Origin of the sequence: Novosphingobium beihaiense, from assembly GCF_022832375.1 — a bacterium.
Taxonomy (GTDB): Bacteria; Pseudomonadota; Alphaproteobacteria; order Sphingomonadales; family Sphingomonadaceae; genus Novosphingobium; species Novosphingobium beihaiensis.
This window is the reverse complement of record NZ_JALHLG010000014.1, coordinates 104,833-118,068: the sequence shown is the minus strand read 5'-3', so window position 1 is coordinate 118,068 and position 13,236 is coordinate 104,833. Positions and strand designations below refer to the sequence as shown.

At 65.4% G+C, this 13,236-nt stretch carries 15 protein-coding genes; 7 read left to right on the top strand and 8 right to left on the bottom strand.

The features are described from left to right. Nucleotides 1-7 precede the first annotated feature (7 nt). Nucleotides 8-1,501 (bottom strand): exodeoxyribonuclease VII large subunit, encoded by a 1,494-nt coding sequence (gene xseA / locus MTR66_RS12100; protein ID WP_243921333.1) that lies wholly within the window; start codon nucleotides 1,499-1,501, stop codon nucleotides 8-10. Between the two features lie 5 nt (nucleotides 1,502-1,506). Between xseA and purD the strand changes: the two genes are divergently transcribed. Together purD and MTR66_RS12090 are read left to right on the top strand one after the other, a co-directional pair. Next, the gene (gene purD, locus MTR66_RS12095) at nucleotides 1,507-2,790 is read left to right on the top strand and encodes a phosphoribosylamine--glycine ligase (protein WP_243921331.1); all 1,284 of its coding nucleotides are present in this window, start codon (nucleotides 1,507-1,509) and stop codon (nucleotides 2,788-2,790) included. After that, a complete protein-coding gene (locus tag MTR66_RS12090; protein WP_243921329.1) occupies nucleotides 2,783-3,274 on the top strand; it encodes a hypothetical protein in 492 nt (163 codons plus the stop codon). The genes purD and MTR66_RS12090 overlap by 8 nt, the downstream gene beginning before the upstream one ends. Nucleotides 3,275-3,291: 17 nt before the next feature. On the opposite strand, the gene MTR66_RS12085 is transcribed toward MTR66_RS12090, so the two are convergent. Then, a complete protein-coding gene (locus MTR66_RS12085; protein WP_407673045.1) occupies nucleotides 3,292-3,795 on the bottom strand; it encodes a 3'-5' exonuclease family protein in 504 nt (167 codons plus the stop codon). Between the two features lie 46 nt (nucleotides 3,796-3,841). Further along, entirely contained in the window at nucleotides 3,842-4,837 is a 996-nt protein-coding gene (locus tag MTR66_RS12080) for an adenosine kinase (protein WP_243921324.1), read from the bottom strand. A 146-nt stretch (nucleotides 4,838-4,983) separates the two neighbouring features. On the opposite strand from MTR66_RS12080, the gene MTR66_RS12075 reads away from it, so the two are divergent. Further along, nucleotides 4,984-5,433, top strand: a complete 450-nt coding sequence (locus MTR66_RS12075) for a hypothetical protein (RefSeq protein WP_243921322.1) — start codon at nucleotides 4,984-4,986, stop codon at nucleotides 5,431-5,433. A 222-nt stretch (nucleotides 5,434-5,655) separates the two neighbouring features. On the opposite strand, the gene MTR66_RS12070 is transcribed toward MTR66_RS12075, so the two are convergent. From MTR66_RS12070 to MTR66_RS12060, 3 genes are all read right to left on the bottom strand, one after another. Continuing rightward, complete coding sequence (locus MTR66_RS12070; RefSeq protein ID WP_243921320.1) at nucleotides 5,656-6,363, bottom strand: DUF1013 domain-containing protein; 708 nt, start codon at nucleotides 6,361-6,363, stop codon at nucleotides 5,656-5,658. Nucleotides 6,364-6,519: 156 nt separating this feature from the next. Continuing rightward, on the bottom strand, nucleotides 6,520-7,134 hold the full coding sequence (locus MTR66_RS12065) for a glutathione S-transferase family protein (RefSeq protein WP_243921318.1): 615 nt from the start codon (nucleotides 7,132-7,134) through the stop codon (nucleotides 6,520-6,522). A 25-nt stretch (nucleotides 7,135-7,159) separates the two neighbouring features. After that, nucleotides 7,160-8,137, bottom strand: a complete 978-nt coding sequence (locus tag MTR66_RS12060) for an NAD(P)H-quinone oxidoreductase (RefSeq protein WP_243921316.1) — start codon at nucleotides 8,135-8,137, stop codon at nucleotides 7,160-7,162. 112 nt (nucleotides 8,138-8,249) lie between these two features. Here MTR66_RS12060 and MTR66_RS12055 point away from each other — a divergent pair, with 112 nt between their 5' ends. The 4 genes from MTR66_RS12055 (at nucleotide 8,250) to MTR66_RS12040 (ending at nucleotide 12,314) form a co-directional block, all read left to right on the top strand. Further along, nucleotides 8,250-8,468 (top strand): DUF1192 domain-containing protein, encoded by a 219-nt coding sequence (locus MTR66_RS12055; protein WP_243921314.1) that lies wholly within the window; start codon nucleotides 8,250-8,252, stop codon nucleotides 8,466-8,468. A gap of 143 nt (nucleotides 8,469-8,611) precedes the next feature. After that, nucleotides 8,612-10,990, top strand: a complete 2,379-nt coding sequence (gene clpA / locus MTR66_RS12050) for an ATP-dependent Clp protease ATP-binding subunit ClpA (protein WP_243921312.1) — start codon at nucleotides 8,612-8,614, stop codon at nucleotides 10,988-10,990. A gap of 192 nt (nucleotides 10,991-11,182) precedes the next feature. Beyond that, nucleotides 11,183-11,608 (top strand): group II truncated hemoglobin, encoded by a 426-nt coding sequence (locus MTR66_RS12045; protein WP_243921310.1) that lies wholly within the window; start codon nucleotides 11,183-11,185, stop codon nucleotides 11,606-11,608. A gap of 61 nt (nucleotides 11,609-11,669) precedes the next feature. Next, complete coding sequence (locus tag MTR66_RS12040; RefSeq protein ID WP_243921308.1) at nucleotides 11,670-12,314, top strand: YoaK family protein; 645 nt, start codon at nucleotides 11,670-11,672, stop codon at nucleotides 12,312-12,314. Here MTR66_RS12040 and MTR66_RS12035 read toward each other — a convergent pair. Together MTR66_RS12035 and MTR66_RS12030 are read right to left on the bottom strand one after the other, a co-directional pair. Next, nucleotides 12,298-12,579: a DUF167 domain-containing protein gene (locus MTR66_RS12035; RefSeq protein WP_243921305.1), complete on the bottom strand. Its 282-nt coding sequence runs from the start codon at nucleotides 12,577-12,579 to the stop codon at nucleotides 12,298-12,300. The genes MTR66_RS12040 and MTR66_RS12035 overlap by 17 nt on opposite strands. Continuing rightward, nucleotides 12,579-13,154 (bottom strand): gamma carbonic anhydrase family protein, encoded by a 576-nt coding sequence (locus MTR66_RS12030; protein WP_243921303.1) that lies wholly within the window; start codon nucleotides 13,152-13,154, stop codon nucleotides 12,579-12,581. The genes MTR66_RS12035 and MTR66_RS12030 overlap by 1 nt, the downstream gene beginning before the upstream one ends. Nucleotides 13,155-13,236 lie beyond the last annotated feature (82 nt).

The window sequence follows — 13,236 nt, the reverse complement described above, 5'->3', positions numbered from 1 at the left end:
CTGCCGGTCAGAACAAATCGCCCTGCCGGGGCTCCGGGGCTTTCGGGCGCGCCGCTTTGCGGGGAGGCGCCGGTGGAGGGGAAACGGGACTTTGCGCCGGTGCGGCTGAACCGGCCGTGACCGGCAGCTTGCCATCGCGGAATTCGAGCACCAGCGCGGCCTCCTGCGCGGCGCGCTCGCGGCTGGTGAGCGCCTGCCCGTCCACGCTGGTGACAAGCGCGTAGCCGCGCTGGAGCGGCAGGCGCGGATCGAGCTGCGGCAACACGCGTGCCACCGGCGCCAGCGCATCGCGCGCCTGCGTCCAGCGGCGGCTTAGCAGGCGCGGCGTCATCCCTGCCCGCTCCAGCCGCTCATTGCTGGCCGCCACGCGCTGGCGCAGCAGCGGCAGCGAGAGCTTGGCGGCGGTCTGGCCGAGCCGCTCGCGCTTGGCGCGCTCCCGATCCTGCAGGCCGCGCCGCAACCGGTCGGCAAGTTCGTCCAGCTTCTGCGCCTTGGCCGCCAGGATCGCGTCGGGCCTGGGCAGGCGCTGCACGCGGGCCTCCAGCCGTTCGCGGCCCAGCACGACCGGGCGCATCGCGCAGCGGCGCTTGCGCAGCGCCAGTTCGTCGAGCTGCGCCATCAGCTCAGCCCGCACCGGCACCGCGATTTCGGCGGCGGCCGTAGGCGTGGGCGCGCGGCGATCGGCCGCATGATCGCACAAGGTCGTGTCGGTCTCGTGCCCGACGGCCGAGATCACCGGAATCGCCGATTCGGCGACGGCGCGCACCACCGCTTCCTCGTTGAAGCTCCACAAGTCCTCGATCGAGCCGCCGCCGCGCGCGACGATCACCACATCGGGGCGTGGCACCGGCCCGCCGGGCGCGATCGCCGAGAAACCACGCACGGCATTGGCCACCTGTTGCGCTGCACCTTCCCCCTGCACCAGCACCGGCCAGACCAGCACCCGGCTCGGAAAACGGTCCGCCAGACGGTGGAGGATATCGCGGATCACCGCGCCGGTGGGTGACGTCACGACGCCGATCACGCGCGGCAGGAACGGCAGGGCCCGCTTGCGCTCGGGCGCGAAGAGGCCTTCGGCCGCCAGCCGCGCGCGCAGCTTTTCCAGCAGCGCCAGCAGCGCGCCTTCGCCCGCGATCTCCATCGATTCGATGACGATCTGATACTTCGAACGTCCCGGATAGGTTGTCAGCTTGCCGGTGGCGATCACCTCGATCCCATCTTCGGGGCGGAAGGCCAGACGCTGCGCGCCGCCGCGCCACATCACCCCGTCGATCACCGCCTTGTCGTCCTTGAGCGCACAATAGAGGTGGCCCGAGGCCGCCCGCTTCACCCCCGAAAGCTCGCCGCGCAGGCGCACGAAGCCGAAGCGGTCCTCCACCGTGCGCTTCAGCAGCGCGGATATCTCGCTCACCGAAAGCGGGGCGGCGTTGTCCCCGGCGCCTTGCTTCGCTACCAGCCCCCCCGAACGACCATCATCGTACTCGTCATTGTAGAAAGGCACGGGTAATGAACATCCTTCTTCTGGGCTCCGGCGGCCGCGAACATGCGCTGGCCTGGAAGCTGGCGCAATCCCCGCTCTGCGAAACGCTCTGGGCCGCGCTCGGAAATCCGGGGATTGCCGAACATGCCACCTGCGTGGCGCTCGATGCCACCGATCATGGCTCCGTGATCGCCTTTTGCGAAGAGAAGGTGATCGGCCTTGTCGTCATCGGTCCGGAAGCCCCGCTGGTGGACGGCCTTGCCGATTCCCTGCGCGATCAGGGCTTTGCCGTGTTCGGCCCCAGCAAGGCGGCAGCCCAGCTCGAAGGCTCCAAGGGCTTCACCAAGGACTTGTGCGCCCGCGCGAACATCCCCACCGGCGGTTACGAGCGCGTCTCGAACGAAGCGGATGCCATGGCCGCGCTGGCGAAGTTCGGCTCGCCGGTGGTGATCAAGGCCGATGGCCTTGCCGCCGGCAAGGGCGTGACCGTCGCCATGACCATGCCCGAAGCCGAAGAGGCCGTGCGCGACATTTTCGCCGGACGCTTCGGCGAGGCGGGCGCGGAAGCGGTGATCGAGGAATTCCTCGAAGGCGAGGAAGCGAGCTTCTTCGCGCTGACCGACGGCTCCACCATCGTCCCCTTCGCCTCGGCGCAGGACCACAAGCGCGTGGGCGACGGCGACACCGGCCCCAACACCGGCGGCATGGGCGCCTACAGCCCCGCCCCGGTGCTGACGGCGGAGCTGGCAGGCGAGGCGATGACCCGCATCATCGCCCCCACCGTGAGGACTCTGGCGGACGAAGGCATGCCCTATTCGGGCGTGCTGTTCCTGGGCCTGATGCTGACGCGCGAAGGGCCCAAACTCATCGAATACAACTGCCGTTTCGGCGATCCGGAATGCCAGGTCATGCTGTTGCGGCTCGAATCGGATCTGGCCGAGCTGCTCCACGCCTGCGCCGAGAACCGCCTCGGCGCGATCGAGCCGCCGCGCTTTTCGGACGATACCGCGCTAACCGTGGTCATGGCGGCCAAGGGCTATCCCGGCACGCCGGAAAAGGGCGGCGCGATCAACGGGATTGCGGCCGCCGAAGCCGATGGCGCCAAAGTCTTCCATGCCGGAACGGCGCTGAAGGACGGCCAGCTTACCGCCAGTGGCGGGCGCGTGCTCAATGTGACGGCGCGCGGCGCATCGGTGACTGAAGCCCAATCGAAAGCCTATGCGGCGGTCGATGCGATCGATTTTGCCAGCGGTTTCTGCCGCCGCGACATCGGCTGGCGCGAAGTAGCACGCGAAAAGCACCATGCTTAAGCACGCCGATGCCATCCTGAAGCTGTCACTGGCCGCGGGCGCCCTGCTCGCGGGCAGCGGTGCGGGGTTCTATTACGGCATCTATCTGCCTTCGCAGGATGTCCGCCGTCAGGCGATGGCCATGACCGCCCGGAAAGTAACCTCGGACCGGCAGACCAAGGCCCTCGCCGAACGCGCCAAGCGCGCGCAGGCCGCGCAAATCGCCTACGACGACTGCGTCAATTTCGCCGACCTGTCCTATAAGCACCGCTGGACGCGCAGTTGCCAGAGCCTGCACGATGCGGATGTGGCTGCTTACGAGGACTGCGCGGACGACTGGTTTACCACCGAATCAAGCTGCCACGCCAAGCACCCCGTCCGCCCGACGAAAGATTGTGCTCTGCCCGGCCGGGTCGCGCAGGACATCGCCGGGGACCGTGAACAGCGCAAGGCGCAATGCCTGGCCACGCTGCAGGCCGCTACCGAAGACAAGCAGGATAGCTGACCGGCAAGCGGCAAGCATCAGGTGCTCACCCCCTGCGGCGGCTCGTCGAACAGCAGCTTTACCGTCAGCGCGAGCCGCTTGGCATCCTCACGCGCGAGGTGTTCCTTGGGCAGGCGCCGTTTGGCCTCTTCCAGCGCGGCAACGACCTGCGGGCGGGTGTAGCCGCGCTTCTGCATCAGTTCGCCCAGATAGCGCACCGGAAACGGCAGCTTCGCCCCTGCCGCCTGGCACAGTACTTCGAGCCAGTACTGATCGAGATCGGCATCGGCATAGACGCGGCAATCGCACACGAACGCGGCCATTTCCGCCACGACCTGCGCGGGCGGCAGGCCTTCGCGTTCGACAAGTTCACGGCTGATCCCGTGGAGACTCTCGGCCTCTTGCGACCAATCCCAGTACTGCCAGGCCGCGGCGGGCCTGATCAACCAGGCATGGTTCCTGCCGTCCATCCGGGCGATGGCGACTTCGATGGGAAACGACCGGCCGTATTCGGGCAGGCAGCTCGCTTCGAAGTCGATCAACGCCGGACAGATCAATAGGCTTCCCCTTCGGGTTCAGCTTCCAGGTTTACCCCATGCGGGTGCCGACAAGGTCCTTGAGGCTCGCCTCGGCACGGGCGCCGTAGTGCGAGATGATCTCGCTGGCGCAAATCGCGCCCATGCGCAGGCAGTCTTCCACCGGCTTGCCGCGAACATGGCCGAACAGGAACCCGGCAGCGAACAGGTCGCCCGCGCCGGTGGTGTCGACAACCTTGTCGATCGGTTCGGCGGCGACTTGCGAGCGCACGCCATTGGCCACAGCCACCGCGCCATCGGCGCTGCGGGTGACGACCAGCACCGGAATCCTGGGCGCCAGCGCGGCAATGCCTGCCTCAAAATCCGCCTCTCCGGTAAGCGCGGCCATTTCATGCTCGTTGCAGAACAGCACGTCGATCTGCCCGGCGTCGATCAGGTCGAGGAAATCGGCGCGATGGCGGTCGATCACGAACGTCTCGGACGGGGTGAAGGCCACCTTGCGCCCGGCGGCGCGGGCAGCGGCGATGGCCTTACGCATCGCGGCGCGCGGCTCTTCCGGATCCCACAGATAACCTTCGAGATAGAGCACTGCCGCATCGGCGATCAGCGCTTCGTCAAGCGCTTCGGCCGGCAGATAGTGCGACGCGCCGAGGAACGTGTTCATCGTGCGCTGGCCGTCGGGCGTGACGAAGATCAGGCAGCGGGCCGTCGGCGGATTGCCCTCACGCGCGGGAACGTCGAAGTGAATGCCGCCCGCGCGGATGTCATGTGTGAAGACGTCGCCGAGCTGGTCCTGCGCGACCTGGCCGATGAAGCCGCACTTGGCGCCGAGCTGGGCAAGGCCCGCCAGCGTATTGGCAGCCGAACCGCCCGAGATCTCGCGCGCGGGGCCCATGGCCTCATAAAGGCTGCTGGCCTGCTCATCGTCGATGAGCATCATGCCGCCGCGGGCCAGACCCAGTTCCTCGATCAGGCTGTCTTCGCAATTGGCGATGACGTCGATGATGGCGTTGCCGATGGCGATGACATCCAGGCTCGGTTGGGTCATGAAGCAGGTCTATCCTTGAATAGCTGAGGCGCGAACGCGAAAAAGCAATGGACCGCGAGTAGCGCGCGGTCTGCCGCTCCGCAAGCGCTGGCCCGGAATCGGCCCGTTGACAGCCCGGCCGCGCCGCGCAATGCGATGGTCCAACTATGCAAGAACGGTATCGGGGCGGGGCCCCCAAACGCTTTCACGCGGCACTGGCCGCCTGTTCACTGGCCCTGCTGCTGGCAGGCTGCGGCGTAGGCGGCGTTGCCAGCACGCCCCGGCCGCCCAAGGGCACGTCCGCCGTGCCTCCGGTGCGCCAGCCCAGCCGCACGGCGCCGCGCGATCCGCAGTTCCAGTCGATCCCCGGGCTGGAAGGCGTGATCGGGGCAACGCAGAAGCAGCTTGTCCGCGAATTCGGCCAGCCCCGGCTCGACGTCTGGGAAGGCGATGCCCGCAAGCTGCAGTTCACCGGCACGCCCTGCGTGCTGGACATCTACCTCTATCCCACCTCGCGCTCGCGCGAGCCGCTGGCCACGTATGTCGATGCCCGCCGCGCCTCGGACGGGCGTGACGTGGACCGCGCAGCCTGCGCGGCAGCACTCAAGCAGAATTAAACGGAAGTCCGCACCACCTCCGCTCGTCCTGAGCCTGTCGAAGGACGCAGGCGCGGCGCCGGGTTCAACACCCTTCGACAGGCTCAGGGTGAGCGGGCCCAGATTCAGATTTCCTGCATTTTGCGCCAAGCAAAACCCCGCTCCCGGAAGGTCCGGGGCGGGGTTAGCTGTATCCTATCGGATTTGACCGGCAGGGCTGCTACCAGTCAAACGGAAGCTCTATTATTCGCCGTTCTGCTCGGCGGCTTCGGCAGCGCGCTTGGCTTCGAGCCAGGCGGCGGCTTCGGCTTCCTGCGCGGCTTCGCTGGCGGCCTTGGCGGCGGCCTCACGCTCGGCGCGCAGTTCCTCGATCAGCGCTTCGCGGTCATCGACCAGACGCTCATCGCCCGGAACCTCGTCCTCGATACCAGCCTTCTTGGCGGCCTTGGCGACGATGGCGTCCAGCTCGCGCTGCGAGCAGAGGCCCAGCGTGACCGGGTCCTTCGGCGTGATGTTGGCGATGTTCCAGTGCGAACGGTCGCGGATCGCGGCGATGGTGTTGCGGGTGGTGCCGATCAGCTTGCCGATCTGCGCGTCCGACACTTCAGGGTGATTGCGCAGAATCCAGGCAATGCCGTCCGGCTTGTCCTGACGCTTCGAGACCGGCGTATAGCGCGGGCCCTTGGTGCGGCTGACCGTGACCGGAACCTTGTGCATCCTGAGCTTGTACTCAGGATCCTTCTGGCCCTTCTCGATCTCTTCCATGGTCAGCTCGCCCGCGCGCACGGGATCGCGCCCGGTGTACTTGCTGGACGCGAGATCGTCGGCCATGGCCTGAACCTCAAGCATGTGCAGGCCGCAGAATTCGGCGATCTGCTCAAAGGTCAGCGCGGTATTGTCGACCAGCCACGAGGCGGTCGCGTGCGGCATCAGCGGAGTGGGCTGGCTCATTCTCTATCTCCGGCGGAAACAATAAGGGCCGCCCCTTCGCGGAGCGGCCGTACCGGTCTGCATGTAGGCAAAGTTTGCGGATTCGGCAAGCAAAAGCCGCGCATTTCCAAGCGCGGCCGCGATAGCCGTCCGATTCAAGACCCGATCGGCTCCCAATCAATCCATCGGCACATAGCCCGGCAAGGCAGAGACCCGCTCCAGCCAGCGGCACACCGCCGGATAGTCCCCGAGCCGGAAACCGCCCGCCTCACACACATGGGTATAGGCATAGAGCGCGATATCGGCGAGCGTCACGCTGCCCCCCACGAACCAGCCGTGCCCGGCCAGATGCTCTTCCATCAGCGCCAGCGCCGCTTCCCCGCCTGCGCGCTTGCCTGCGATCTGCTCCTTCTGGGCCGCGGTGAGATGGGCCTCTCCCACGATCGACAGCCAGAATCGCAGCGTCGCGACATTGGGCTCGTGATTGTACTGCTCGAAGAACATCCAGCGCAGCATGTCCGCCCGGCCGAACGCATCGCCCGGAATCAGCGCGGAACCTTCGGCGAGATACCAGCAGGCCGCATTGCTTTCGGGCAGGAACCTGTCTCCTGCCTGCAGCACCGGGATACGCCCATTGGCATTAACGTTTTGGAGGAACGCCGGTGTGCGGGTTTCCCCCTTCAGGATATCATAGGCAATGCGCGTGAGCGGCTTGCCCAGCAGGGCCGCCGTCAGGCGGATCTTGTAGCAATTGCCGCTGCACGGGTCTTCATGAAGAGTAAGAGTTTTCATGGGCGCGACAATTACAAGAGCGCCCTCAAACCTCCAGCACGATCTTGCCGATGTGATCGCCCGCTTCCATGCGCGCATGGGCCGCAGCCGCTTCTACGAGAGGGAAACGCGCATCCATGACCGGGCGCAGATGGCCGCTTTCGACGATCGGCCAGGCATTGGCCGCGATTTCCTGCACCAGCAGCGTCTTGAACTCGTCGGACCGCGACCGCAGCGTCGAGCCGGTGAGCGTGTAGCGGCGGGTCATCACGACAGCCATATTGATCTCGGCCTTGGCGCCGCCCTGCACGGCAATCGTGACATGGCGCCCGTCCATCGCCAGGCATTTCAGGTTGCGCGGGACATAGCTGCCCGCGACCATGTCCAGCACGAGGTCCACGCCCTTGCCGCCGGTGATTTTCGCCACTTCTTCGACGAAGTCGGCCGCCTTGTAGTCGATCGCGTGGGCCGCGCCGATCTCCAGCGCCTGCGCGCACTTTTCGGGCGAACCGCACGTCACGATCACTTTCAGGCCGAAATGCCTGCCCAGCATGATCGCCATGGTGCCGATGCCGCTGGTGCCGCCGTGGACCAGGATTGTTTCGCCTTCGCGCGCATAGCCGCGCTCAAACACGTTGTGCCACACGGTGAACAGAGTCTCGGGCAGCGCGGCGGCTTCCGCGAGCGGCAGGCCTTCAGGCACAGGCAGGCAATGCCCGGCCTTGGCCAGGCAATATTGCGCATAGCCCCCGCCCGAAACCAGCGCGCAGACCGCCTGGCCCGGCACCAGCCCCGCGACCCCGTCGCCCAGCGCCGCAACCGTGCCGGAAATTTCCAGGCCGGGAATCGGAGAGGCGCCCGGCGGCGGCGGATACTGCCCCAAGCGCTGCAGAACGTCCGGGCGGTTAACCCCGGCAAAGGCAACCTTGACCAGCACTTCGCCCGGCCCCGGCGCGGGAACCGGCAAAGTAACGGGGTGCAAGACATCTGACGCGCCAGGTTCATCGAACCCGATGGCGGTCATTGTGGAAGTTAAGTTAGTTAACATGATGTGCCTGTTGCCACACTGTACCACTTGAGGGGAACTCTTTTCAGCCCATTGACAGCAGAGAATATCAGTCCGATGCTGCATCGCAATGGACGATGACGACCGGCCGAGGCGGCGGTCGCCCGAGGATAGCCTCGGTGCCGCCAGCCTTCTCGCCAGCGAAAGCCTGGAGCGCTATTCGCTGGACGAACTCGATGCACGCGTCCGCCTTCTCGAAGACGAAATCGCCCGCATCAAGGCCCATCGCCAGAAATCCGCCGCGCATATGCTCGCCGCGGACGCTTTGTTCAGGCCAAAGACAACGTGATTTCAACAAGGTGCGCCTTGCAGCCCCTGGGGCTGGCCACACGGGCACCTCGCAAGCGTCCTGAACGTTCCTATATAGTTTCTAAACCCGCCTCGCCCACACTCCCGCAAGGAGAGTCCTTCCTTTCAATGAAAGTGTCGTAGATGCCCAGTTTCGCCCAAAGCCTAGAAAAGACCCTGCACTCGGCTCTGTCTCATGCGTCTGAACGGAGCCACGAGTACGCGACGCTAGAGCACTTGCTGCTCGCGCTGATCGACGATCCGGACGCGGCGCAGGTCATGCAGGCATGCGGCGTGGACCTGGGCGATCTGGGCGACGTGGTGCGCCAGTATCTCGATCAGGAATACCAGTCGCTCAAGACCGAGGAAAAGGGCGATCCCGCCCCGACCGCCGGATTCCAGCGCGTGATCCAGCGCGCCATCCTGCACGTGCAGTCTTCCGGCAAGGACACGGTGACGGGCGCCAACGTGCTGGTCGCCCTGTTCTCCGAGCGTGATTCCTATGCGGTCTATTTCCTGCAGCAGCAGGACATGAGCCGCCTCGATGCGGTCAGCTACATCAGCCACGGCATCGGCAAGGGCGGCAAGCGGATCGAGGACCGCAACCCCAAGGGCAGCGACGAAGGCGCCGCGCCGCAGGAAGACAAGGCCGAAGCCAAGAGCACCGGCAGCAAGAAGGATTCCGCGCTCGATCAGTTCTGCGTCAACCTCAATGAAAAGGCGCTGTCGGGCAAAGTCGATCCGCTGATCGGCCGCGGCCCCGAAGTGGACCGCACGGTCCAGATCCTGTGCCGCCGTTCCAAGAACAACCCGCTCTATGTGGGCGATCCCGGCGTCGGCAAGACCGCCATCGCCGAAGGCCTCGCCCGCAAGATCGTGGAAGGCGAAGTGCCCGAAGTGCTCTCCGAAGCGGTGATCTACTCGCTCGACATGGGCAGCCTGCTGGCGGGCACCCGCTATCGCGGCGATTTCGAGGAGCGGCTCAAGCAGGTCGTCTCCGAACTGGAAAAGATGCCGCACGCGATCCTCTTCATCGACGAGATCCACACCGTGATCGGCGCCGGGGCCACCAGCGGCGGGGCCATGGATGCTTCCAACCTGCTCAAGCCCGCGCTGTCGGGCGGCACGATCCGCTGCATCGGTTCGACCACGTACAAGGAATTCCGCAACCACTTCGAAAAGGACCGCGCCCTGCTGCGCCGGTTCCAGAAGATCGACGTGAACGAGCCCACCGTGGAAGATACCATCAAGATCCTGCGCGGGCTGCGTTCGGTCTTCGAGGAGCACCACAAGGTCAAGTACACGCCCGATGCGATCAAGACCGCGGTTGAGCTGTCGGCCCGCTACATCAATGACCGCAAGCTGCCGGACAAGGCGATCGACGTGATCGACGAAGTGGGCGCAATGCAGATGCTGGTGGCTCCCAGCCGCCGCAAGAAGACGATCACCGCCAAGGAAATCGAGACCGTGATCGCGACGATGGCGCGCATTCCTCCCAAGTCGGTCAGCTCCGATGACAAGAAGGCGCTTGAAAACCTCGAACGCGATCTGAAGCGCGTGGTCTTCGGCCAGGACAATGCGATCGAGGTACTCTCGACCGCCATGAAGCTGAGCCGCGCCGGGCTTCGCGATCCGGACAAGCCGATCGGCTCGTTCCTGTTCTCCGGCCCGACCGGTGTCGGCAAGACCGAAGTCGCCAAGCAGCTTGCCTCGATCATGGGCATTCCGATGCAGCGCTTCGATATGTCCGAATACATGGAGCGCCACTCGGTCAGCCGCCTGATCGGCGCGCCTCCGGGCTATGTCGGCTTCGACCAGGGCGGTCTGCTCACCGATGCCATCGACCAGCAGCCGCACTGCGTGCTGCTGCTCGACGAAATCGAAAAGGCTCACCCGGACCTGTTCAACATCCTGCTGCAGGTGATGGACAACGGCAAGCTGACCGATCACCACGGCAAAACGGTCGATTTCCGCAACGTGGTCCTCATCATGACCACCAATGCGGGCGCATCGGACATGGCCAAGACCGGCATCGGCTTTGGCGACGTGTCCAAGGCCGACGCGGGCGACGAAGCGGTGAAGCAGCTCTTCACTCCCGAGTTCCGCAACCGCCTCGATGCGATCGTGCCGTTCAGCTACCTCGGCAAGGAAACGATCAGCCGGGTGGTGGACAAGTTCATCCTCCAGCTCGAACTGCAGCTGGCCGACCAGAACGTCCACATCCAGTTCGATTCCGACGCACGCGACTGGCTGGGCCATCGCGGTTACGACCGTCTCTATGGCGCCCGTCCGATGGCCCGCGTCATCCAGGAACGCGTCAAACAGCCGCTGGCCGAGGAACTGCTGTTCGGCAAGCTGGCCCACGGCGGCGAAGTTCACGTTTCCGTGAAGGAAGACGCGCTGAGCTTCGAACTGACGCCCTCGGCGCCGAAGGTCAGCAAGGCCAAGAAGCGCAAGGCCCCGGCAAAGAAGCCTGCGGCCCGGAAGAACGGGGCCCAGCCGGAAGAAAACACCGACGACTGAGTCGGCAGGTTTCAGCAAAAGGGGGCGGTACCTTGCGTGGGTACCGCCCCCTTTTTTGTATGCGCGGAAACCCCGGTCCCTGCACTCCAACGAAAGGCCCCCGGTCTGGTGATTGACCGCGATCAAGGTTCCACGTGAAACGTTCCGGCTACAGCTTCAACATACGCCCCCTGTTTCCGGAGAGAGCCTGCCGTGACTGTCGAAACCGAAACCAAGCCTGCAGCAGCCAATCCCGGCGCTAATCCCAACGCCCCGTTCTACCGGCTTGGCGGCGCGCCGGTGTTTGAAGCGATCTGCAACCGCTTCTACGATCTGATGGAACAGGACCCGGCCTACACCGAGCTGCGCGCCATGCACGCGCCCGATCTCGCGCCGATGCGGGAATCGCTGCCGAAATTCCTGGCAGGCTGGGCCGGCGGCCCGCGCGACTGGTTCGAAGCCAATCCGGGCCGCTGCATGATGAGCATTCACAAGCCCTTTACGATGAGCCGGGAAACCGCCGGGCAATGGGCCGAAGCCATGCAGCGCGCGATTGCCGATGTCGCGCCCGAACCGGCCGACATGGCCAAGGCCATGGGCGAGGTTCTGGGCGACATGGCGCGCGGAATGGGGCGCTAAAACTTAGCCAGAGACCGAAAACCTGTTCCCAGAGAATCGAAAAGTGCTCTAAAGCAACGCGGTGCACAGTCTCGACCGGCCCCGCAAATTTCTCGCCGCCGCGCTTTCGGCCCTCGCAGGATATATCGACGCCGTCGGATATCTTTCGGCTGACCGGTATTTCGTCTCGTTCATGTCCGGGAACACCACGCGGTTTGGCACCGATCTGGTGACCGAGGGAAACACAGCGATCATTCCCGCCCTGCTGATTTCCGGCTTCGTGCTGGGCGTGGCCCTGGGCAATGTCGTTGCCCACCGGGCAGGCGCCTGGCGCAAACCGGCCGTGCTGACGCTGGTTACCTCACTGCTGGTGCTGGGAGCGATCTGTGCCCTGATGCAGTACGTCGCGGCCATGATGGCCTGTCTGGTGCTGGCGATGGGCGCGCTCAACAACACGCTGCGCAAGGGCGAGACACCCGTGGCGCTGACATACCTCACCGGCGCTCTGGTACGTATCGGCCAGGGGCTGGGGGGCATGATCACCCGGCAGCGGCAGGACCCGGCATGGCCGTTCATCGTCCTGTGGTTCTCGCTGGCAGCCGGAGCAGCGACGGGTGCGGCGTCTTTTCTGTCGCTCGGACCGCTAAGCCTGTGCATCGGCGCGGGCTTCTCGGCCATGCTGACTTTCGCCGGATACCGGATCGCCCGCGCTAACCTGCAACCTTGAACTGCTTCTCGCGCGAAGTTGCGCCGCGCAACAGCTCCAGCCGGGATGGCGCCAGCCCGAGGGCTGCCGCCAGCATGCCCCGCACGGCATCGTTGGCCTTGCCGTCCTGCGGCTTGGCCCGGACTTTGGCGAGAAGTTTGCCTTCGGCGATTTCCAGCGCCTCGACCCGCGCGCCGGGGGTGACACGCACCGCCAGCCGGCCCTCGCCATCGATCAGCGCCTGCACCGCCTCGCTGGCGGGAAGATCGGCCTTGGGTCTCGCCATCAGTCTTTGAGGCCCAGCGCCTCGGCGTGCATGCGGCCGTTGATCACATAGCCCTTCACGCCCGCCTGATTACCCGCAACGGCTGCCTCGTCGAGATCGCGCAGATACTTGGCCGGACGGCCCATCCAAAGCTGCCGCGCGCCGATCCGCTTGCCGGTGAGCATCGCACCTGCCGCCAGCATCCCGTCGCTTTCAATATGGCTGCCATCCATGACGATCGCCCCGAGCCCGACGAAAGCCCGGTTCTCCAGCGTGCAGCCATGCACCATCGCCATGTGCCCGATCAGCACATCGTCGCCAATGATCGTCGGGAACCCATCGGGATTGCCCGGCTTGGGACTGTCGCAATGGACGACGGTGCCATCCTGGATATTGGTGCGCGCGCCGATCACCACGCGGTGAACGTCCGCGCGGATCACGCAGTTGTACCATACGCTGGCATCGGGCCCGATCTCGACATTGCCGATAATCCGGCAGCCCGGCGCGATGAAAGCGCTCGAATGGATCTTGGGGGCCTTGCCATTGATAGCGGCCAGAGTGATATCCTGGCGCGTGATATCGGTGCGTTCGGTCATGCGTGTCTCCGGATCGGGTTGCACTCTCCATGCGCCAAAGACCAGCCCTCAGGCAAGTCGCCCCAGCCAAAACACAGCCTTG